Genomic DNA, 20,846 nt, shown 5'->3' on the forward strand with positions numbered 1-20,846 from the left:
TGTTGTTTCAACGGCTATTCCGAGGCCGGTGAGCTGCCGCTGGGTGGCTCACCGGCCTTTTTTATGGGGGTAGGCGGCCCGGCCCGGTAACTTCACGGCCTCAACTGGTTTGCTGTTTATGCCTCTTTCCTTACGCGCCACTGCCCGCCTGGCTCTGACTCTGCTCCTTGCGCATTGCGCATTGCTCACTGCCAACGCCCAGGCGCCCAAGACCTACTCTTCCTCAGAAATTCTGCAAGGACTGCAAAAGCTCGACGTGCTGGGCTCGGTGATGTACATCGCCGCCCACCCCGACGATGAGAACACCCGTCTGCTGGCCTACCTCGCCAACGGCCGCCACCTCGAAACCAGCTACCTCAGCCTCACCCGCGGCGACGGCGGCCAGGATCTCATCGGCCCCGAATTGCGCGAGCAGCTCGGCGTTATCCGCACCCAGGAGCTGCTAGCGGCCCGCCGCATCGACGGCGCGCACCAATTTTTCACCCGCGCCAACGACTTTGGCTTCAGCAAAACCTCGGCCGAGGCGCTCAGCGTCTGGGACCACGAGCAGGTGCTGTCCGATGTGGTGTGGGTTATCCGGCAGCGGCGGCCCGATGTGCTCATCACCCGCTTCCCGCCCGATGCCCGCGCCGGCCACGGCCACCACCAGGCCAGCGCCATCCTAGCCGCCGAAGCCTTCGACGCCGCCGGCGACCCCAAGCGCTTCCCCGAGCAGCTCAAATTCGTGCAGCCCTGGCAGCCCAAGCGCCTGTACTGGAACACCGGTAGCTTCTTCGTGAAGCCCGGCGAAAACATGGACGGCTACCTCAATCTCGACGCCGGCGGCTACAACGCCCTGCTGGGCCAGAGCTACGGCGAAATCGCGGCTCACTCGCGCTCGCAGCACCGCAGCCAGGGCTTCGGCTCGGCCGCCCAGCGCGGCGAGGCCATCGAGTACTTCCAGTTTGTGAAAGGCACGCCCGCCAAAACCGATTTATTCGAAGGCATCGACCAGACGTGGAACCGCGTGCCCGGCGGCGCGGCGATTGGGAAGATGGTGGATGAGGTTATTCGGAAGTATGACGCGAGCAACCCTAGCGCCAGCGTGGCGGGCTTGTCTAAAGTCTACGAAGCACTTTTTCGCTTGAGAATGGGTGCAAAAGATTTATTCTGGCTGGATGAAAAGCTGACTACCATTACTACTCTGCTGCAAGCTTGCTCAGGGATATACGTGGAGGCAACCGTTAATGAGCCAACACTGGCTAGTAATGGAGAGGCCTCCGTCACTTATGAGATTCTGAACCGGTCAGCTCTGCCTATAAAGCTGAACAAAGTCAGGCTTACAAAAAGCTTTTTTCCGGGCGACCGTATTACCATAACTTTAGATGACCCGCAATTAGACTCTAAGCAAACTGCCGAATTAAGCCCTGGAAAACGTGTAACTGGTACGCTACCTATTTCGGGCTTTACCAATGCCCTGATTTCACAGCCTTATTGGCTGCGTGAGCCAGGTTCGGTCGGGATGTATAAGTTCTCGGAGCCAGAGTCTGATTTTACGAGCATCAGTCACTTTGTGCGTAGTATGCCTGAGAATGCGCCGGTTGCGTCAGTAAGCTTCTCGTACGCTGTAAAGGGAGAACCGCTCTATTATTTTGCCGCCGCTCCCGTTCAATACAAGCACACCGACCCCGTACTCGGCGAACTCTACGAACCCCTGGTAGTAGTGCCGCCCGTCATGGTCAACATCCCCGCCGCCCGCGCCTACGTCTTTGCCGACCAGCAGCCCAAGCAAGTGCCCGTGACGCTGCGCGCCGGCCAGGCCGGGGTAGCTGGCTCGCTGGCCTTGCAGGTGCCCAGTGGCTGGCAGGCCGAGCCGGCCACGGTGGCTTTTAATCTGAAGAACAAGGACGACGAGCAGACCATTAACTTCACCCTGCGCCCGCTGGCCGGCGCGGCCGAGGGCAAGAGTGAGCTGCGCGCCGTGGCCACCGTGGGCGGCCAGCCCTACAGCCGCGGCATCCAGACCATCGCCTACCCCCACATTCCGACCCAAACGCTGTTTCCCGAGGCCGTGTCGCCGCTGGTGCGCCTGCGCGTGGCGCGCGGCCACACCAAAACCATCGGCTACATCATGGGCGCCGGCGACGAGGTGCCCGAGGCCCTGCGCCAGCTCGGCTACGCCGTGACCCTGCTCAACCCCGCCACCGACCTCACCGCCGCGCACCTCGCCCGCTACGACGCCGTGGTGCTCGGCGTGCGCGCCTACAACGTGCTCGACCGCCTCAAAACCCAGCAGCCCGAGCTGCTCAAATACGTCGAAAACGGCGGCACCATGCTCGTGCAGTACGTGGTGAACCGCGGTACTGTGCTGCCCCAAATCGGCCCCTACCCCCTCACGCTCTCCAACAACCGCATCACCGTCGAAAACACGCCCGTCACGTTCGGCAAGCCCAGCGTGCCCGTCCTCACCGAGCCCAATAGGCTCACCCCGCAGGACTTCGACCAGGGCTGGGTGCAGGAGCAGGGCCTCTATTACCCCTCCAGCTGGGATGCACACTACCAGCCCGTTATCATCAGCCACGACCCCGGCGAGGCCGACCAGCAGAGCGCCATCCTGGTGGCGCCCTACGGCAAGGGCCGCTACATCTACACCGGCCTCTCGCTATTTCGCGAACTGCCCGCCGGCGTGCCCGGCGCCTTCCGCATTCTGGCCAATTTGGTAGAGTCGAACGGGAAGTAGCGCGGACTTTCAGTCCGCGAGTAGGCACTCAGCCCCGCTCACCCCACCCCCTTCGAGAGAGGGGGAGCCACGGCGGCGCGGATATCAGCGTATTTTCATCGACTTGACTTTTAACTTGCGAGCCGTTTGTCTTTCTAAAAGGCAGGCGGCTTGCTTTTTATTACCTAGAAAGGCTCTCTTCCTAAAAACTGTGCCGCCGTGGCTCCCCCCTCTCCCGAAGGGGAGGGGGCCGGGGGGTGGGGTCAACGCGGAGGGCGATAACTCACATGCTCACAGTAGAAAAAATCGGCGGCACTTCCATGACCGCCTTCGCCGATGTTCTCCAGAACATCATCTTCCACAACCGCGAGGGCGCCGCCCTTTACAACCGCATCTTTGTGGTGTCGGCCTACGCCAACGTCACCAACTGGCTGCTGGAGAACAAGAAAACCGGCGCGCCCGGCGTGTATCACCGCATCACGCAGCACCAGGAGTTTCGGATGGCACTGCAGGAAGTGGCCGACAAGCTCAAGGAGCTGAACAAAACTTACGCCCCGCTGGGCCTCGACCTGGCCGTGGCCGATGCCTTCATTCAGCAGCGCATCGACCAGGCCCAGGCCTACCTCGCCAGCCTCACCAACGTGCTGGCCTCGGGCTACGTCAACGGCCCCAACATCCTGCAGGCGGCCCGCGAAATCCTGGCCAGCATCGGGGAGGCGCACTCGGCCTTCAACTCGGTCAATATCCTGCAAAACAGGGGGGTAGGGGCCACGCTCGTGGACCTCAGCGGCTTCGACGATTCCCGGCCGCTCACCATCGACGAGCGCATCCGCGATGCCTTCGCCCACATCGACTTTGCCACCACCATCTGCATCGCCACCGGCTACACCAAGGGCACCGAGGGCATTATGCGCGAGTTTGACCGCGGCTATTCAGAGGTGACGTTCAGCAAGATAGCCGTGGCCGTAAAGCCGCAGGAGGCCATCATTCACAAGGAATACCACCTCTGCTCGGCCGACCCCATGCTGGTGGGCGTGGACCAGTGCCACCCCGTGGGCTTCACCAACTACGACGTGGCCGACCAGCTCGCCGACGTGGGCATGGAGGCCATTCACCCCAAAGCCTCGAAGCCGCTGGAAATCAACGCCATCGACCTGCGTATCAAGAACACCTTCGAGCCCGAGCACCCCGGTACGCTCATCACCCGCGACTTCGTGTCGGCCGAGAAGCACGTTGAAGTCATCACTGGCACCGATAAAGTCGTCATCATCGACATCTACGACCCGCTGATGGTGGGTGCGGCCGGCTTCGACCTGCAGCTGATGCAGGCGTTTTTCGACCTCGGCGTGAGCTACATCTTCAAAGCCACCAGCGCCAACAGTATCTCGCTGGTTATCTGGCAGAAGGACCTCAAGTCTGAGCTGGTACCCACGCTGGAGGCCCGATACGAAAAAGTGACCGTGGAGCAAGCCTGCATGGTGTGCCTCATCGGCTCCAACATCGACCAGCCTGGCCTGCTGGCTAAGGCCGCCGGCGCGCTGGCCGAGGCGGGCGTCAATATCCGGAGCGCGGGCTTCGCGCTGCGCAAGGTCAATATCCAGTTTATCCTGGCCCGCGAGGACTATAAAACGGCCATCGTTGCTTTGAATAAAGCGATGGGGTAGGAGCATAACGTCTGGCCAAGTTGCCAGGTAATTTAGAACGTCATGCTGAACAAAGTGAAGCATCTCTAGCGGTTCGTTGAACGGTTCGAGCGAGATGCTTCACTTCGTTCAGCATGACGTTCTTTTGCTTTTACGCCAAGAATTCGGGTGCTGCCTGAGCGCCTTCATTTACCAACCTCTTCGCTTATGAAACACCTCTGCGCCGCCGCCTTTCTGCTGGCCCTGGCGGCTGCCCCCGCCGCCCGCGCCCAGTCGCTGGCCCTACCCCCCGATACCCAGCGCGTGAGCGACGCGCAGTTTCGGGCTCGCGCTGTGGCCGACACGCTCTACACCCGCGCGCACTACGACAAGCGCGAGGTGCAGATACCCATGCGCGACGGCACGAAGCTCCACACCGTGCTCTACGTGCCCAAGGATGCCGACCGCGTGCGCTACCCCATCCTGCTCACCCGCACGCCCTACTCGGCGGGCCCCTACGGGCCGGGCCATTACCGGCTACGCGTGAACCCCAACGGCGCGCTACTGCGCGAGGGCTACATTTTTGCTATTCAGGACGTGCGCGGGCGCTATTTATCGGAGGGCACCTTTGAGGATGTGCGGCCCGAAACCGACCGCCACGCCGGCAAAAAGGACGTGGACGAAAGCACCGATACGTTCGACACCATCGAGTATCTGACCAAAAAAGGGCCCAAAAATAACGGCCGCGTGGGCCAGTTGGGCATTTCCTACCCCGGCTTCTACACCACGGTGGGCCTACTGAGCCGCCACCCAGCCCTGAAGGCCGCCAGCCCGCAGGCGCCCGTCACGGACTGGTTTTGGGACGATGACCACCACAACGGCGCGTACTTCCTCACGGGCGTGATGGGCTTTTGGAATAATTTTGGCCAGCCCCGCCCACAGCCGCTGGCCCACTACCCCGACGGCCCCCAAATGGCCACGCCCGACGGCTACGCCTTTTACCAGCAGCTCGGGCCGCTCAAAAATGTGAACGAGCAGTACTTCCACGGCCTCTACAAGCACTGGAACGACATCGTGGCGCACCCCAACTACGATGCCTTCTGGCAGGCCCGCGACCCGCGCCCGCACCTGCACGACCTCAAGGCCGCCGTGCTGGTAGTGGGCGGCCAGAACGACGCCGAGGACCTGTTTGGCACCCTGCACACCTACCAGGCCATCGAAAAGCAGAACCCCAACCTCAGCAACCGCTTTGTGTGGGGGCCGTGGGTGCACGGTGGCTGGTCAAACTCTACCGGCGAAATGGTGGGCAATGTAGCTTATGGCCCGTCGCCCTCGCTTTGGTACCAGCTAAATATTGAGGCCCCGTTCTTTAAGTCGTATCTGAAAGATGCCAACCCCGGCGCGGCCATTGCGGGCCTGCCCGAGGCCACCGTGTTTGAGGGGGGTAGCAACCGCTGGCGCACCTTCGACGCCTGGCCACCCAAGCAGGCGCAGCAAAAAACGCTGTACTTCCGCCAAGCTGGTAATCTGAGCTTTAGCGCGCCTACCAGCGGCGACAACGAGCGCCGCCGTGCCGACGTCAACTTCGAGTTTGACCAGTTTGTGAGTGACCCCGCGCACCCCGTGCCCTACACCGAGGCCACGGCCCAGAGCATGACCCGCGAGTACATGACCGACGACCAGCGTTTTGCCAGCCGCCGCCCCGACGTGCTCACCTACCAAACCCCGCCCCTCGACGAAGACCTGACCTTGGCCGGCCCCATCGAAGCCCTGCTGCAAGTGGCCACCACCGGCACCGACGCCGACTGGGTCGTAAAAATCATCGACGTCTACCCCGACGACACGCCCGACAACCTGCGCGCTACCCCCGGCGTGCACCTCGGCGGCTACCAGCAGCTGGTGCGCTCCGAGGTCATGCGCGGCCGCTTCCGCGACAGCTTCACCACGCCCAAGCCCTTCGTGGCCAATGAGGTAACCGCCGTGCTCTTCACTGTGCTGGACCTCCTGCACACCTTCAAAAAAGGCCACCACCTCATGGTGCAGGTCCAAAGTACCTGGTTTCCGCTCGTGGACCTCAATCCCCAAACCTACGTGCCCAACATTTTCGAGGCCGACGCCACCGACTTCAAAACCCAAACCCACCGCCTCTATCACAACCCCGCCCACGCCTCGCAGCTGGTGGTAAAGGTGTTGTAGGGTAAGCTTTAGCTTGCCGGGCGGGCGGCAAGCTAAAGCTTACCTTACACGCAAAAAAAGCCCCGTTGCCAGACCGGCAGCGGGGCTTTTTACGGTAAGCTAAAGCTTACCGCACGTTATTTACCCATTTTTTTGGCTTCCATCACCAGCTCGTCGTCCATTTTGGCGTAGTCCGTGTTCGCGGGCGTGGCGGCCAGGGCCAGCTTTTTCGACTGCTCGGCGGCCACAATCGCGCCTTTGTAGTCCTTCATTTTCAGGCGGATTTTGGCCTCCGTGTTCATGTTCCAGAACTTGGGCTCGGTGGCGTTGGCCTTCTGAATCCAGGTCAGGGCCTGCTTCATGTCCTTGCCGTTGTCGTAGTAATACACGGCGGCGGCGGCCAGGTCGTTGGCCGCAGGCGTGGCGCTCTTGATGACTTTCTCGTCAATCTGGGCCATCACTTTGCCGTCCACGTCGCTCACTATCTTAAACTTCGCGCCCGTCATATCCCACAGTATATCCACGTTGGCCGTGGCTGGCGTCAACTCCGCAAAGCTGATGGTAAAGGTTTCGACCTTCGTGGCCAGCTTGTAGGGCTTAAGGGTGAAGCGAGCCACGTCCTGGTCATCCTTAAAGCCATCAACGTCAGCCCCTAGCTTGAGGTTTTTGTTGAGTACCACTGTCCACTCGGCGGCATTCGGGATGGTGTAGATGCCGTACTCGCCGGCCGGCACTTTCTTGCCCTCAATCGTCACATCGTCCGAAAACTTGATGCTCGTGGTGGCGTTGGCACCGGTGCGCCAGCGCTTGCCATAGGGAACTACCGTCCCAAAAATGGTGCGGCCTTTCACGCTGGGCCGCGAGTAGGTGATGGTGACGTCGGTGAGGCCCACGCGCTGCATCACCGTGGATTTGGGGCTGGGCTGGGGGGTAGTAATCTGAGCCTGGGCAGCCGAGGCGGCCAGCAGGGTAGTGGCGAGCACCAAGGTAGCACCGAGGTGGGTGGCAAAATTTTTCATAAGGCGCAAAAAAAAAGGGGCAGCAACTGCTTGCCACCCCAAAAGTAGCAAAGCCCGCCGGGTGGGGCGGGCTTTGCTACTTTCAGCAGCTGGTAGGGTCAACCAGCGCCGCCGCTATTGCTTGGCCAGGGTGTGGGCCTTGGCCACTACGGCCGCGCTCAGCTCCACGTATGGCTGGCTGGTCGGCATCGACTTTATCGCCAGCTTGTACGACTTTTCCGCAGCTTCCTTGGCGCCGGGGTAATCCTTCATTTTCAGGCGAATACGCGACTCTAGGTACAGGTTCCAGTAGGTAGGCGCCACCGCATTGCTCTCCACCATCCAGGCCAGCGCCTGGCTCAGGTCCTTGCGCGAGTCGTCGTAGAAATAGGCAATGTCTTCGGGGTCGGGCGCGGCACTTACCCGAGTGGGAGGAATGTATAGCATCGGGCGGCCTACCCCCGCATTCTCACCCTGCGCGTTGCTGGCCAACAGCAAGTTGCCTGCCGCATCAAATCTGGTAGGCGACGAGGTGCTTTGCGCCTGCGCATTGGTAACGCCAAGTAGCGCAGCTACTAGTGCACAGAAGGTGAGCCGAAAGTAGAAGATAGCCGCCATATAGAGGAAAGATGATTGGTTGACGAATCCAAACTACTATGCCCTTAAAACTACTTGTATGTTTTTAGCTGAAAAAAGAATAAAATTTATATTTTTTCCCGATATAGATGAAAAGGGGTATTTTTTTATCCAAGTTCAAGCCGGGTGAATTGAACAAAAAAAAGAATAGGTTGCTTCCGTTATTAAACAGAAGTAACCTATTCTTGCAAAGAAAAGTCCTATTTTCGCACCCTCAGGCTAACCTATTTTTTCGAAGCCGCAATAGCTATGCAGCGCCGCTGGCAGCCGAATACCCTCGGGCGACTGGTTATTTTCGAGCAGTGCGGCCACAATGCGGGGTAGGGCCAGCGCCGAGCCATTGAGCGTGTGCAGCAGCTGCGTTTTGCCGCCCTCGGCCCGGTAGCGGCACTTGAGGCGGTTGGCCTGGAACGTCTCAAAGTTGGACACGGAGGAGACTTCCAGCCAGCGGCCTTGGGCGGCGCTCCACACTTCGAGGTCGTAAGTGAGGGCCGAAGTAAAGCCCATATCGCCGCCGCAGAGGCGCAGCACCCGGTAGGGCAGCTCCAGTTTTTGCAGCAGGCGCTCAACGTGCGCCACCATATCGGCGTGGGCGGCGTAGGAATTATCGGGCTGCGTAATCTGCACAATCTCCACTTTGTCAAACTGATGCAGGCGGTTCAGGCCGCGCACATCGGCGCCCCATGAGCCCGCCTCGCGCCGGAAGCAGGGCGTGTAGCCGGTATTACGCACGGGCAGCCTCTCGACCGGAATAATCTCGTCGCGATACAGATTGGTAATCGGCACTTCCGACGTGGGAATTAAGTAGAGGTTGTCGGCCGCGTCGTGATACATCTGGCCCTCCTTGTCGGGCAGCTGGCCGGTGCCGTAGCCGCTGGCCTCGTTCACCAGGATGGGCGGCTGTATCTCGGTGTAGCCCGCGTCGCGGGCTTCGTCGAGAAAGAAGTTGACCAGCGCCCGCTGCAAGCGCGCGCCCTGGCCCTTGTACACCGGAAAGCCCGCGCCCGTGATTTTGATACCCAGCTCAAAATCAATGATATCGTACTTCTTGATGAGGTCCCAGTGGGGTAGGGAGCCGGCGGGCAGCTCGGGCTTGGAGCCGCCTTCGCGCACCACCTCGTTGTCGTTGGCCGAGCGGCCAGGGGGCACGCTCTCGTGCGGGATGTTGGGCAGCTTGTAAAGCAGCTCGGTTTGCCCCTTCTCCACGGCCGTCAGCTCGTCGGAGTGGGCACGAATCTGCGTTTTAAGCTCGGCGGTGCGGATTTTGAGGGCGTCGGCCCCGGCGCGGTCGCCGCTTTTCATGAGGCCGCCAATCTGACGGGCCAGCTCATTGGCCTCGCTTTGGGCCTGGTCGTGCTGCGTTTGCAGAGCCCGCCGGCGCTGGTCGAGGGTCAGAATAGCCTGCACATCGACCTCAGCCGTTTTGTAGTTGCGTTTGGCAAGGCCGGCCAAAACTTGGGCGGTTTGCTCTTTAAGAACAGAAAGTTGCAGCATAATGCGGCAAAGGTAGTTTTTTAGAAAGAGAGAATGGGCAAGCCTGACCCGCCACCGGGCAGCCGCTGGCTTTTATTGGCCGCAGATGCAACTTCAAATTAGTTAAACCCGTTTGGAGTTTAGCCGTAATGGCTTAATATTGCAGCAGCAAGCCGGCCCTCGGGGTTGGTGGGGCTAGCCTACCAGGCCGGCCCGCTGCGTGGCCGGCTCAATCAGGTTGCTTTTGGTGGAGCTGCCGGCTATCCTTCTCACACCTCACTCATTTCCTGTTTGTTGCCCCCTGCCTGGCTGGTTAAGTGGCGCGTTGGCGCTTCGTGTTGTTGGTTTCCGACCCCTGCGGCCGGCTTGGCCCTGCGCGGCCGGGCAGCCGGGTCCTCCAGGTTGCTCCACGAGCCGGCCCCGTTCTGATTTCCCCTCCCTACCTAGTATATGTATACCCTTAATGAGCTGAAGGACCGGCTGTTGTCTGAGCTGAAAGAAGTTGCTGAGCAGCTGAACGTCGGTAACTTCAAGCGCCTGAGCAAGCAGGATTTGATTTATAAAATCCTCGACCACCAGGCCTCGCTGCCCACCGACCAGCAGCCCGGTAAAAAGCCTACCCCCCCTCCGGCGGCCGAAGCCCCGGCTGCGCCCGAGCCGGCTACCGAAGCCCCCGCCGACGCCGAGCCTACCCCCGTGCGTGGCAGCCGGGGCGGTGCCGGCCGCCGGCGCCCCGCCGCCGCCGAAACGCCCACCGAATTGCCCTTTTCCGATGTGGCGGCCCCGGCGCCCGCCGCGGCCAAGCCCGCTGAAGCTACTGTGCCAGCGGCAGTTGTGGCTGAAGAAGCCCCGCAGCCTACCCGCCTCGAAAAGGTAGAAGCCGATGAGGAAGCCTTAGCCAACGTGTCGATTGCTACTGAAGAAGCAACGGCGCCACCCACCGAAACCAACCCCACCGCCGAAACGCACTCGGCCGACGAGAGCATCCCGCCCCGCCGCGAGCGGCGCGAGCGCGTAGACCGTGCCGGCCGGCCGCTGCCCCGCCGCGAGCCCGGCCAGCCCGCCGCCGCCGCCGATGGGTCAGACCCCGTAGCTTCTTCCGATACGGTGCAGCCCGAGCCGGAAGCAGTTGCCGATAACCTCGCTGACCGCCGCGAAACCCGTGAGCAACGCTTTGAGCGCGAAAACCGGGATGGCCGCGATAGCCGTGAAACCCGTGACAGCACCCCGCGCCTGGGCCGCAACGACCAGCCGCGCAATGAGTTCCGCGAAAACCGGGAGCCGCGCGAGAACCGCGACAACAACGGCCAGGGCCGCTACACCAACGACCAGCCTCGCCCCACTAATGGGGTAGGGGCCACCGACCAGCCCCGCCTCAGCCGTGAGGAGCGCTACGCGCAGCGCGAGGCCCAGCGCCAGCAGCGCCGCGAGGAGCGCCAGCGCACCGGCGCCGACGGCCAGCCTGTGGTATCTGAGCAACCGGCGGGTAACCAGCAAAATACGAATGGCCAACCGCAGCAGGAACGCCGCGACGACAGCCCGCGCCCGGCGCAGCAGGAGCGCCGCGACGACGCTCAGCGCCAGCCTCAGCAAGCACCACGCCCGGCCCGCGCTCCGGAGCTCGACCTCGTAGTACCCGGCTCGGGCACGATGGAGCTGATGGCCGACGGTGGCTACGGCTTCCTGCGCTCGCCTTACTATAACTACTTATCCTCGCCCGACGACATTTATGTGTCGCCGCAGCAGGTGCGGCAGTTTGGCCTCAAGGCCGGCGACACAGTGAGCTGCACCATGCGCCCGCCCCGCGAAAGCGAGAAGTATTTTGCGCTCGTAAATGTGGAAGGCATCAACGGCCGCACGGTGGAAGAAGTACGCGACCGCGTGCCCTTCAGCCACTTAACGCCGCTTTTTGCTGATGAGAAGCTCAAGCTCAGCACCAAGCCTACCCAGGTAAGCACCCGCGTGCTCGACCTGTTTGCCCCCATCGGCAAGGGCCAGCGTGGCCTTATTGTGGCGCAGCCCAAGACTGGCAAAACGGTGCTGCTCCAGGAAATTGCTAATGCCATTTCGGAGAATCACCCCGAGGTGTATCTCATTATCCTGCTGATTGATGAGCGTCCGGAGGAAGTAACCGACATGGCCCGCTCGGTGAAAGCAGAGGTGCTGTCTTCGACCTTCGACGAGATGGCCGACCGCCACGTGAAAATCGCGGAGCTGGCCCTCGACAAGGCACGCCGCCTCGTGGAGTGCGGCCACGACGTGGTGATTCTGCTCGACTCCATTACCCGCCTGGCGCGGGCCTACAACACGGTGCAGCCCAGCAGCTCGCGCATTCTCTCGGGTGGTATTGATGCCGGGGCATTGCAAAAGCCCAAGCGCTTTTTTGGCGCAGCCCGCAACATTGAAGGACCTGGCTCTCTGACGATTATCGCCACCGCGCTCATCGAAACGGGCTCGAAGATGGACGAGGTTATCTTCGAAGAATTCAAAGGTACTGGCAACATGGAACTCCAGCTCGACCGCAAGCTGGCCAACAAGCGCGTGTTCCCGGCCATCGACATTCCGGCTTCCGGCACCCGCCGCGAAGACCTCTTGATGAGCCGCGACGAGTTGAGCCGCGTGTGGGTACTGCGTAAATTCATGACCGACATGAGTGCCACCGAGGCCATGGAATTCCTGAAGGACCGCATGAAAGGTACCAAGGATAACGAAGAATTCCTGCTGGCCATGAATGGCTAACGACCTCTGAGTCTTTTGGATATTCAGTAGCGGCTCCTCCAGATTTTGCTGGTAGAGCCGCTACTTTTATGCACTTATCCCACGCCTGGCATCTTGGAGCTATGACTATCTTTTCTACCCGCAGCTATTTGCTGGCTGCCCTGCTGGGAGCCAGTAGGCTGGCAGCAGGGCAGGCTGCCCCGCTCCAATATCCCAGTACTGCCCGCTCCGATGCCTGGATGGATAGTGTGCGGCGGCTGCCACTGCCGCAGCAGGTAGCAGCTGTGCGCGCTCGGCTGCTGGCCGATACGGTGCTGCGTCACCCCCAGCAATACGCCTGCACAACGCTTTTGTCGGCTGCTCAGCGCGCGGCTTACCACCAGGCGCAGCAGCCCAGAGAACAGGCCGAAGCGGCTCGGCCGGTGGGCAACTTGCTGCTTTATGTGGTTGATGGAGAGTCGTTAGCCACGAACTACCCAGCTCCAACAAATGCTTTTCTGCAAAAGATGGCCGCGTATCCAGTGCAGCGTATGGAGTTCTTAAGCGGCCCGGTGGCCACGGCAATCTATGGCTCGCGAGGCGCTAATGGCGTCGTTATCCTATTGGGCAGCCCGCTTAAGCGCCGCTAGCGCCCCCAAAGCAGCATCGCCAAAAATGCCAGGCTCAGGCACACCGACGATACCTGGTTCATGCGCATGGTCCACTCGAAGTTGGCCAGCGCGGGGTCGTGCCATGCCAGCCAGGCCCAACGCGAAAACAGCGCCACTACCGGCCCGGTTGCTACCAGAAAAATTAGCAGATTTTGCATTTCGCCGCGCTGCCAGTAGGTGAGGCCCATGAGCAGCGCGCCGGCCAGCAGCCCACCCGCCGCGAATCCGAACGTGCCTCGAATGCCTAGCCGCAGGCTCAGCGTACGGTCGCCGCGCCGCGCATCTTCCTGGTGCTGATAGATTTGGGTGAGGGGGTAGGAGCCGCACAAAAACAGCGTGCTCACTAGCGCCAACTGTAAGTTGCTGGACTCAAAAAGCTGCGCAGAAGTGGCGCCTACCCCCACCTGCGCCATCAAAAAGGTGAAGGCGCCTTGAAAAATGACGACCACGACCGTGCTCAGCAGCGGGTATTTTTTAAGGCGAATACCCTCGTAGCTATACGCCCTGGAAATGAGGATGTACACCACCACCATCGCCGCAAACGGCCAGCTTAGTAGCAGCGAAGCCACCAGCGCCAGCGTTTCGAACAGCCACACTAGGTGCAGCAGCTCGGGCGTGACGGCCGGCGGCGCTTTCAGCCCCCCGATACTGCCCTCATCCTTATCGTAATACGAGTTGTAGCCGTTGGATGCCGGGTACACCAGCAGGTGCAGAATGGCGAACCCCGCCGCCGCCCGGCCCCAGCTAAATGGCTCGCGCAACGCGCTGAGCCCGAACCAGAACACGGGCATCAAAAACAACGAAAACGGCAGGCGCAGCAGCGCAAAGGCTCGGCGGTAGGCGGGCGGCAGCATGGGGCGAAGGTAGGCCCGGCTACGCGGCGGGCCAGCCCACCAAGTACGTCACGCGCGGCCCCCACCAGTGGCGTAGCTGCCCGGCGCGCCAATAATAGCGCCCGGTGGGGTCGGCGCGGTGAGCCAGCGCCAGCAGCTGCTCGGGCGGATACATGCGCAGGATGGACACCGTGCCATCCCAGATGGTAGCCAGCGGAATGATGGGTAGCAAGTAGGTGAATACTAGATTGCTAAGCCGAAAAGGCCGGAAAAAGGGCGTCGCCAGCAGCTGGGCCACCGGCAGCACCGTGAGCGCCAGCCCGATTTCGAGCCAGCTCTTGGCCGCGCCCTCAAACACGCCCACGCCTACCCCCCCGGCCACGGCATCGCGCAGCAAGGCCTCGGCCTGGGGCGGCGCAAAGTGGTGAAACGCCGAAAAAATTACCCGGAAGCCCGGCTGGTCGGCCGGCACGTTGAGCGCATCGATGGGGGTAGGGAGGCCCTGAATGGCGCCGTGGGTGCGGCGCGCCACGTCGGCCCAGGCGGCGGGCTGGGGGTAGAGGTCGGTGAGGGTGATGGTGGCGGTGGACACCGCCTGCGCACGCAGGGCCGCTAGCACGGTTTCGGTGCCGCCGCCGGCGCCGGCGCCCAGCTCCAGCAAATGCGTTTGGGCGGTGCGGCGCAGGCCCTCGGCTAGCAGCGGGGCCACTGGCCGGTAGGTGCCCAGCCGCGAAATCATAAACCGCAGGTAATCCATCATCCCGGCCCGAATGATGGCCGGAAACCACGGCAGGTCCTCAAACTCGAACAGGCGCAGGCGAAGCTTCATGAAGTAGGGTATGCTTTAGCTTGCCGCTTACGGAAAAGAGCGGCCAAACGGTGGCAAGCTAAAACCAGCCTACCCCCTTAATTACCGCCGATGCCGAATACTTTTTTCAGCAGCGAGGTAGTGCGGGCCACGGGGTTCTGCCGAATATCGGCCTCCTCCTGGGCAATGAGCGTGAACAGGCCGTCGATGGCCTTGCCGGTGGCATACTGGTTGAGGTCGGTTTGCACGGGCGTCACCAGCGGCAGCTTGTTATAGGTGGTGGTGAGGCTGGTGTAGTACTTGGTAGCGTCTACTTTAGCCAGGCTTTGCTCCATAATGGGCATGAAGGCCGTGGTCAGCTGCGTGGTAGTAGTGCGCTTGAGGTACTGGGTAGCGGCGTCCTTCTGGCCAGTGAGAATATTCCACACATCGGTGAAGGTCAGGCTCTTGATAGCGCTGAGGAAAATGGGCTTGGCACTCTTGGCCGCATCTTCGGCGCCGCGGTTCAGCGACAGCTCAAACTTATCGACCTGGCTGCCCAGCCCGATGCCGCGCAGGGTAGTGGCCACGCGCTGCGCATCGGGCGGAAACGGAATGCGGATGAGCTTATTCAGGTTGAAGCCATCCGTAGCCGACGCCTGGTCTGCGCCCTTCGAAATGCCCTGAATGAGCGCTTCCTTAAGGCCATTGGCCGCCTCGGTGTTGGTGAGGCCGGCCACGCCGGTAGTCGTGGTGGTGGTAGTAGTCGTGGTTTTTTTTGTAGGTAGCTTGAAGCCGCCTATGCTGCTGGGCAAGCTGAACTGGGCGTGGGCAGTGAGCGTAAAACCAAGGAGAGCTACGGTAGCGAGAAGAAGACGATTTTTCATAAGGAAATGGAAGAAGGAGAGCTGAAAAGACTAGCAGTGCCGCGGGGCATTTCGTAAGGCAACTGCCGGGCGGCACCAAAAAGTGCCTGCACCCTACTAGGAGCCAAAAGACGTACCATTTTCTGCTATTGGCCAACTACACTCGGCTAACGCCCGTTTTTTGACGACCTGGCTTCTATAAGTTTAGAGAAAATGGCTCCTTCGGAAGTGTTTTCCGTGCGGGTTTGTACTCGTCCCGAAGTGAGTTGCGAAAATCGGGCGCAGGTAGAGACACACGTAGGGACGAGTATAATAATGCTATTGTAACTCAAGTCGCAGAACAGCTTGCTGCGGCGGACCGGCCAGGCGGCCCCGCAACTTGGGTTATTGTAAGCAAACACGAAGACAAATTTGGGTACTTATCAGAAGGCATAAAAAATATTGATTCGCTAGCGCAAACATACGCCATCCTTACAGTAGCTTTGCAACACAAAGTACTTCACCCCGCCGCATGAAGCCCGTAGCCCAAGACCCCCTGGCCCAGCTCACCGAAATTCGCGCCATCATGGAGCGCAGCTCGCGCTTCCTGTCCTTGAGCGGGCTGAGTGGGGTAGGGGCCGGCGTGGTGGCGCTGGCCGGCACCGCCATCGGCCACTACTACCTAGAGCAGCAATACGGCGCGCAGGGCTACCAGCGGCTATTTCAAACCTCGGAGGGCGAGCGACTAGCGGCGCTGCCGTTTTTGCTGGGTCTAGCCGTGGCCATGATACTGGCGGCGCTGCTGGTGGCGGCGTTTTTCACGCTACGCCGCACCCGGCGCGACGGCCTGCGCTCGCTCTGGACGGCCCCGGCCCGGCGCCTGCTATTGGCGCTGCTGGTGCCGCTGGTGGCGGGCGGGCTGTTTTGCCTCCAGCTTTTTCTCAGCGGCGCGCCCGAACTGGTGGTGCCGGGCCTGCTGGTGTTCTACGGCTTGGCCCTGCTCAATGGCGGTAAATACACGCTCGATGAGATTAAATACCTGGGCCTCACGCTGGTGGCGCTGGGCCTGATAGCGTTGCTGCTGCCCGGCTACGGCCTGCTGCTGTTTGGGGCGGGCTTTGGGCTGGGCCACATCGGCTACGGCCTGCTCATGTACAACCGCTACGAGCGCCCCGTGCGGGCTAAGGCGGGCAAGCCGAACTTTGCCCCGTGAAGTACGCCATCCATACCCTCAATAAGGCCTTCGACCACCGCGTGCGCCTCGGCGTGATGGCCGTGCTGTTGGCCAACGAGTTGGTGAGCTTCAACGACTTAAAAGAAAGCCTCGACCTCACTGATGGCAACCTGGCCTCGCACGTGGCGGCGCTCGAAAAAGCCGGCTACGTGCTGGTCAGCAAGCAGTTTATCGGTAAAAAGCCTAACACTACTTACGTCGCCACCACCGAGGGCAAAGCGGCCTTTCAGGCGCACCTGGCGGCGCTGGAGAAACTCTTGCGGGGGTAGGAAAACGTTCGCCTACCCCCCTTTGGCCGAGCGAATCGGCTTCTTTTTCGTTTAATCACTTTGAAAAACAAAGTTCTTTACAAATGAATCCATCCGTTTCTTGGGCCGCCCCGGCCGCCGCCGTGCCTACCCCCGTTTACCGCATCTCTACGCTGCTGGGCAGCCTGCTGGTGCTGGCTACGGGGCTGAGCGACTACCTGTTTTGGAGCCAAAGTCTGGGCCTGAACGTGTTGGTTTACCTGGTATTTTTGGTGGGAGCGCATCTGGTGCTGCTGCCGAGCCACGCGCCAGTGCGGCGCACGGCGGGCTTCTGGGTGGCGCTAGCGGGCTGCCTGCTGAGCGGCGGGCTTGTGGCCTGGTACGGCTCGGGCGCGGCGGCGCTGGCGGCGTTGGCGTCGGGCCTGCTGCTAATAGGCTTGGTGAACCAGCCGCCGCTGCGCCTGGTAAGCTCGGCCGTGTTGACGGCCGTGCTGGGGGTAGGGCCGGCCGTGCGGGCGGTGCTGGGCAACGTGCGGGCGCCGCGGCAGGTGGGTGGCAAGCTGCGGCGGGGCTGGTTCTACGCCCGGCTGCTGGGGTTGCCGCTGGTGGCGCTCATCGTTTTTCAGACGCTTTTTGCGGTGGCTAATCCGCGGTATGGGACGCTGAGCGCGCGGTTTTTGGGGGCGCTGGGCGACTGGCTGGGGCAGTTACTGGACGCGATTTCGGTGCCGCACGTGCTGTTTCTGCTGCTGTGTGGGGTAGGGGCGGCGGGCGCGCTGGTGGCGGTGCCGGTGCATGTTGTAACCGATTATGAGGTGCGATTTGGCGAGTTTATCGGGCGGCAGCGCGATGGCGTGGCCTCGCTGGGCGTGCGGCAGCCCGACTTCCGGCGCACCGACCGCCGCCTGCTCGACCTGCGCAAGGAGTGGCTGGCGGCCGTGGCCTGCTTCGGCCTGCTCAACGCGCTGCTGCTGGTGGTGAACGTGGTGGATATTCGCTGGCTGTGGTTTGGCTTCGTGCCGGCGCCCGATTTCGACCTCACGCAGTTTGTGCACGAGGGCACGTACGTGCTGATTTTCAGTATTCTGCTGGCGGCGGGCATTATGCTGTGGTTTTTCCGGCGCAACCTCAATTTCTACCAGCCCGGCCTACCCCTGCTGCGCTGGGGCGCCACGCTCTGGACCGGGCAAAACCTGGTGCTGGCTGCGAGCGTGGGGCTGCGCAATTATTACTACATCGTGCATACGGGGCTGGCTTACAAGCGCATCGGGGTCTATGCGTTCTTGCTGCTCACGGTATTTGGGCTGGGCACACTGCTGCTTAAAATCTGGCAGCGGCGCTCGGCTTTCAGTCTGGTGCGGCTCAATTCGTGGGCGGCCTACGCGGTGGTGTTGGGGCTGGCGGCCGGCAACTGGGAAATCTGGATTGCGGAGTATAATCTACAGTCCCGTTTCCCGCGCCTCGATATCGGCTTTTTGCTGGCCATGCCGCCCCGCGTGCTGCCCGTGCTGGCCGCCCACGAGGCCGCCCTCGACCAGGTGAACTACCTGGCGGCGGCGGACGAAGCTGGCTACACAGTTCCCATCGAGCGCGCCGAGGCCCACCGCCGGCTGCACCAGCGGCTGCTGGCCTTTCGCAACGCCTACCCCCTGCAAGACTGGCAAAGCCGCACCGGTGCCAATGAGCAGGCTTACGCCGAGCTGGTCGGGCGCTGAAAAACTGATTGAAAATCCTCCCCTGCCTTTCTAAGCTAAAAAATAACCTTCCCTACCCCCCTTAGTTTCCTCAAAAGCCATGACCTTCACCGATTTCAAAACCTACTTCCAGGCCAACCAAGGCCACTACGCCGACCTTGCCTGGGACGACCCACACCAGCTCACGGCGGCCGAAATGCGCGCCGTGCGCGCCTCACTTCAGACCTTTCAGCGGGGCGAAAGCTCGGAAGGCCACTTCCTCTACGCCCGCGCCAAGCGGCTCGGCGATGACGAATACACGGCCGCCATGCGCCTGTTTATCAAGGAGGAGCAGACCCACGCCGCCGTGCTGGGGCGCTTTCTGGACCAGCAGGGCATCCCGCGCCTGCGCGGCCACTGGCTCGACACTGTGTTCCGGGGCCTGCGCCGGGTCTTGAGTCTAGAGCACACTCTGCGGGTACTGCTCACGGCCGAGGTAGTGGCGGCCGTGTACTACCGGGCCCTGTTCAGCGCCACGTATTCGGGGCTGCTCCAGCAGCTTTGCCGCCGCATTATGCTGGATGAGGAGATGCACCTCAACTTCCAATGCTTCACGCTGCGGCACCTGTCGGCCGGGCGCGGGGGGGTAGGCCAATGGCTGCGCCGCCACGCCTACCGCGCCCTGATGGCCGGCGCGGCGCTAGCCGCCTACGCCGCCAGCCGCCCCACCCTGCGGGCCGGCGGCTACGGGCTGCTCAGCTTTCTGGCGGCCATCGCGGCCGAGTACCGGCGGGTGGAGGGCATGCAGCGCGTCGGGGCGCTTATTGCGGTGCGGGGTGGGCAGCCGGTAGCGTCGGAAGCGGCCGGCCCGGTGGGGGCGTGGCAGTGGCCCGCCCAGCAACTGCGCGCCGCCCAGTGAGCCGGTGGCTTTGGCAGTGGCTGCGGCTGCCGGGCTGGCCGGTGCTACCCCGGCGGCTGTGGCTGATGCTGGGCGGCCTGGTGTTTTGCCTGGCCAATGTGCTGGGCAGAAGCGAAGTGTGGCCGCACACGCCGGCGGCTGAAGCTTGTTTTTTGGTGGGGGCTTGGGTCCTCTTCGTGGCAGCACTGCCGCAACTGCTGTGGGTAGGCTGGCACTGGCTGCTGGCGTGGCAGGGGCCCACGCTGCTGCGGTGCCTGGCTACGGCGGCGTTTTTGGCCGGTGCCGGTGTGGCGGGGTTGCTGTGGCTGGTAATAATAATAATAGGGCTGCACAGCGTGCTGAACGGCCAGCTGATACCCCAACCGAAGTAGGTGAAAGGGTGGTGATAATCTGCGGGCTACGCCGTAGTTTCGGGAACCCTTCGCACTCTTTTTTCCACCCATGGCCAGAACCCTTCTCCTCGTTGTGCTGGCCGTTGCTATCCTGCTGGAGCTGGGCCTCACCGGCGGCGCGTTTTTCGCTCCCATGTTCACACTGGCGCAGTTTGGGGTAGTCTACGGGCCAGAGACTAAGTTTCTGGCGTACCTCACGGGCTGGTTTTTACTCTTCGTGACGCTGGCGGTGGGATTGGCCTGGATGTGGGTGCGGCAGCGCCACGCCGGCTACGCGGGCCTGTGCTACCTGCTGGGCAGTTGGTGGATAGGCATTGGTATCGGCATCTTTGTGGTGTTTGGGAAGCCGGATAATTTATTGCTCGATAGCCTAAAAGGCTTATTTATCGTAGTATTAACCTGGCGTAGCCAGTCGGGTGGTGCGGTTCGCCCTACCCCCGCTTTAGCTGCCTAAGTACCTATGACCCAAACCCTACCCCACCCGTCGCCCCGCTCCCGGCCCCAAGCCCGCCACGAGCCCAAGCAGTTGTCGCGGCTGGGACAGGTGCTGGCCGGCTTGCAGCTGGCCAAGGAAACGCTGACTATTGTGCTGCTGGGCGTGCCGCTGCTGCTGGCCCAGCCGGTGCTGGCCCCGGCGGCGCTGCCGGGTGTGGTGCTCTACCTGTTTCGCTGGGTGATGGTGCTGGGCCGGATGCGGCGGCGCGCGGCGGCCGGCATCTGGCTATTCACGCTGATTGACGAGCTGTGGGGCCTCAGCCTGTACCTGCACGCCTACGATGAACCCACCGACCGGCAGCTGCGCTACCTAAAGTGGAGCGTGGGCCTAGGGCTGACGTTTACGCTGGCCGCGCTGGGCGAAATCTTCTACCAGCGCTACCGCGAGGGGCGCCGCCTGCGCCGGGCACTGTTGCGGGTGGCCTAGCGTTGGGTCTGGCTGGTATCTTT

General features: G+C 62.0%; 18 protein-coding genes. 12 read left to right on the forward strand and 6 right to left on the reverse strand.

Features of this window, described 5'->3' with window-relative positions; genetic code table 11:
• The first annotated feature begins 118 nt into the window (after positions 1 to 118).
• The 3 genes from E4631_RS18600 (at position 119) to E4631_RS18610 (ending at position 6,516) form a co-directional block, all read left to right on the forward strand.
• Complete coding sequence (locus tag E4631_RS18600; protein ID WP_133659391.1) at positions 119 to 2,719, forward strand: PIG-L family deacetylase; 2,601 nt, start codon at positions 119 to 121, stop codon at positions 2,717 to 2,719.
• Between the two features lie 266 nt (positions 2,720 to 2,985).
• Positions 2,986 to 4,362, forward strand: a complete 1,377-nt coding sequence (locus E4631_RS18605) for an aspartate kinase (RefSeq protein ID WP_133659392.1) — start codon at positions 2,986 to 2,988, stop codon at positions 4,360 to 4,362.
• 186 nt (positions 4,363 to 4,548) lie between these two features.
• Positions 4,549 to 6,516: a CocE/NonD family hydrolase gene (locus E4631_RS18610; protein ID WP_133659393.1), complete on the forward strand. Its 1,968-nt coding sequence runs from the start codon at positions 4,549 to 4,551 to the stop codon at positions 6,514 to 6,516.
• A 116-nt stretch (positions 6,517 to 6,632) separates the two neighbouring features.
• Here E4631_RS18610 and E4631_RS18615 read toward each other — a convergent pair whose 3' ends face one another.
• From E4631_RS18615 to serS, 3 genes are all read right to left on the reverse strand, one after another.
• A complete protein-coding gene (locus E4631_RS18615; protein ID WP_133659394.1) occupies positions 6,633 to 7,514 on the reverse strand; it encodes a DUF2911 domain-containing protein in 882 nt (293 codons plus the stop codon).
• 114 nt (positions 7,515 to 7,628) lie between these two features.
• Positions 7,629 to 8,111, reverse strand: a complete 483-nt coding sequence (locus E4631_RS18620) for a hypothetical protein (protein ID WP_133659395.1) — start codon at positions 8,109 to 8,111, stop codon at positions 7,629 to 7,631.
• Between the two features lie 237 nt (positions 8,112 to 8,348).
• Positions 8,349 to 9,623: a serine--tRNA ligase gene (gene serS / locus E4631_RS18625; RefSeq protein WP_133659396.1), complete on the reverse strand. Its 1,275-nt coding sequence runs from the start codon at positions 9,621 to 9,623 to the stop codon at positions 8,349 to 8,351.
• 429 nt (positions 9,624 to 10,052) lie between these two features.
• Between serS and rho the strand changes: the two genes are divergently transcribed.
• Both rho and E4631_RS18635 read left to right on the forward strand, forming a co-directional pair.
• Positions 10,053 to 12,341: a transcription termination factor Rho gene (gene rho, locus E4631_RS18630; protein WP_133659397.1), complete on the forward strand. Its 2,289-nt coding sequence runs from the start codon at positions 10,053 to 10,055 to the stop codon at positions 12,339 to 12,341.
• Between the two features lie 101 nt (positions 12,342 to 12,442).
• On the forward strand, positions 12,443 to 12,949 hold the full coding sequence (locus E4631_RS18635; protein ID WP_133659398.1) for a hypothetical protein: 507 nt from the start codon (positions 12,443 to 12,445) through the stop codon (positions 12,947 to 12,949).
• Here the strand turns inward: E4631_RS18635 and E4631_RS18640 are convergent.
• From E4631_RS18640 to E4631_RS18650, 3 genes are all read right to left on the reverse strand, one after another.
• Positions 12,946 to 13,824, reverse strand: a complete 879-nt coding sequence (locus E4631_RS18640) for a UbiA family prenyltransferase (protein WP_133659399.1) — start codon at positions 13,822 to 13,824, stop codon at positions 12,946 to 12,948. The two genes, E4631_RS18635 and E4631_RS18640, sit on opposite strands and share 4 nt — an antisense overlap.
• Before the next feature lie 19 nt (positions 13,825 to 13,843).
• Positions 13,844 to 14,632, reverse strand: a complete 789-nt coding sequence (locus tag E4631_RS18645; RefSeq protein ID WP_133659400.1) for a class I SAM-dependent methyltransferase — start codon at positions 14,630 to 14,632, stop codon at positions 13,844 to 13,846.
• Positions 14,633 to 14,709: 77 nt separating this feature from the next.
• Positions 14,710 to 15,477: a DUF4197 domain-containing protein gene (locus E4631_RS18650; protein ID WP_133659401.1), complete on the reverse strand. Its 768-nt coding sequence runs from the start codon at positions 15,475 to 15,477 to the stop codon at positions 14,710 to 14,712.
• 490 nt (positions 15,478 to 15,967) lie between these two features.
• On the opposite strand from E4631_RS18650, the gene E4631_RS18655 reads away from it, so the two are divergent.
• The 7 genes from E4631_RS18655 (at position 15,968) to E4631_RS18685 (ending at position 20,823) form a co-directional block, all read left to right on the forward strand.
• Entirely contained in the window at positions 15,968 to 16,648 is a 681-nt protein-coding gene (locus E4631_RS18655; protein WP_133659402.1) for a hypothetical protein, read from the forward strand.
• Positions 16,645 to 16,938: a transcriptional regulator gene (locus E4631_RS18660; protein ID WP_133659403.1), complete on the forward strand. Its 294-nt coding sequence runs from the start codon at positions 16,645 to 16,647 to the stop codon at positions 16,936 to 16,938. The genes E4631_RS18655 and E4631_RS18660 overlap by 4 nt, the downstream gene beginning before the upstream one ends.
• An 83-nt stretch (positions 16,939 to 17,021) precedes the next feature.
• Positions 17,022 to 18,632: a DUF4173 domain-containing protein gene (locus E4631_RS18665; protein ID WP_133659404.1), complete on the forward strand. Its 1,611-nt coding sequence runs from the start codon at positions 17,022 to 17,024 to the stop codon at positions 18,630 to 18,632.
• 79 nt (positions 18,633 to 18,711) lie between these two features.
• Positions 18,712 to 19,509 (forward strand): hypothetical protein, encoded by a 798-nt coding sequence (locus tag E4631_RS18670; RefSeq protein ID WP_133659405.1) that lies wholly within the window; start codon positions 18,712 to 18,714, stop codon positions 19,507 to 19,509.
• Positions 19,506 to 19,880 carry a hypothetical protein gene (locus tag E4631_RS18675; RefSeq protein ID WP_133659406.1) on the forward strand — a complete coding sequence of 125 codons (375 nt, stop codon included), beginning with the start codon at positions 19,506 to 19,508 and terminating at the stop codon, positions 19,878 to 19,880. Before E4631_RS18670 ends, E4631_RS18675 begins: the two co-directional genes overlap by 4 nt.
• Positions 19,881 to 19,950: 70 nt before the next feature.
• Complete coding sequence (locus E4631_RS18680) at positions 19,951 to 20,355, forward strand: hypothetical protein (protein ID WP_133659407.1); 405 nt, start codon at positions 19,951 to 19,953, stop codon at positions 20,353 to 20,355.
• A gap of 6 nt (positions 20,356 to 20,361) precedes the next feature.
• A complete protein-coding gene (locus E4631_RS18685; protein ID WP_133659408.1) occupies positions 20,362 to 20,823 on the forward strand; it encodes a hypothetical protein in 462 nt (153 codons plus the stop codon).
• Positions 20,824 to 20,846 lie beyond the last annotated feature (23 nt).

This window comes from Hymenobacter sp. UV11 (genome assembly GCF_004684095.1).
Classification (GTDB): domain Bacteria; phylum Bacteroidota; class Bacteroidia; order Cytophagales; family Hymenobacteraceae; genus Hymenobacter.

Bases quoted from the DNA above. Each gene is read 5' to 3' on its own strand.
- E4631_RS18600 (WP_133659391.1), top strand. From the start codon at position 119: ATGCCTCTTTCCTTACGCGCCACTGCCCGCCTGGCTCTGACTCTGCTC.
- E4631_RS18605 (WP_133659392.1), top strand. From the start codon at position 2,986: ATGCTCACAGTAGAAAAAATCGGCGGCACTTCCATGACCGCCTTCGCC.
- E4631_RS18610 (WP_133659393.1), top strand. From the start codon at position 4,549: ATGAAACACCTCTGCGCCGCCGCCTTTCTGCTGGCCCTGGCGGCTGCC.
- E4631_RS18615 (WP_133659394.1), bottom strand. From the start codon at position 7,514: ATGAAAAATTTTGCCACCCACCTCGGTGCTACCTTGGTGCTCGCCACT.
- E4631_RS18620 (WP_133659395.1), bottom strand. From the start codon at position 8,111: ATGGCGGCTATCTTCTACTTTCGGCTCACCTTCTGTGCACTAGTAGCT.
- serS (WP_133659396.1), bottom strand. From the start codon at position 9,623: ATGCTGCAACTTTCTGTTCTTAAAGAGCAAACCGCCCAAGTTTTGGCC.
- rho (WP_133659397.1), top strand. From the start codon at position 10,053: ATGTATACCCTTAATGAGCTGAAGGACCGGCTGTTGTCTGAGCTGAAA.
- E4631_RS18635 (WP_133659398.1), top strand. From the start codon at position 12,443: ATGACTATCTTTTCTACCCGCAGCTATTTGCTGGCTGCCCTGCTGGGA.
- E4631_RS18640 (WP_133659399.1), bottom strand. From the start codon at position 13,824: ATGCTGCCGCCCGCCTACCGCCGAGCCTTTGCGCTGCTGCGCCTGCCG.
- E4631_RS18645 (WP_133659400.1), bottom strand. From the start codon at position 14,632: ATGAAGCTTCGCCTGCGCCTGTTCGAGTTTGAGGACCTGCCGTGGTTT.
- E4631_RS18650 (WP_133659401.1), bottom strand. From the start codon at position 15,477: ATGAAAAATCGTCTTCTTCTCGCTACCGTAGCTCTCCTTGGTTTTACG.
- E4631_RS18655 (WP_133659402.1), top strand. From the start codon at position 15,968: ATGAAGCCCGTAGCCCAAGACCCCCTGGCCCAGCTCACCGAAATTCGC.
- E4631_RS18665 (WP_133659404.1), top strand. From the start codon at position 17,022: ATGAATCCATCCGTTTCTTGGGCCGCCCCGGCCGCCGCCGTGCCTACC.
- E4631_RS18670 (WP_133659405.1), top strand. From the start codon at position 18,712: ATGACCTTCACCGATTTCAAAACCTACTTCCAGGCCAACCAAGGCCAC.
- E4631_RS18680 (WP_133659407.1), top strand. From the start codon at position 19,951: ATGGCCAGAACCCTTCTCCTCGTTGTGCTGGCCGTTGCTATCCTGCTG.
- E4631_RS18685 (WP_133659408.1), top strand. From the start codon at position 20,362: ATGACCCAAACCCTACCCCACCCGTCGCCCCGCTCCCGGCCCCAAGCC.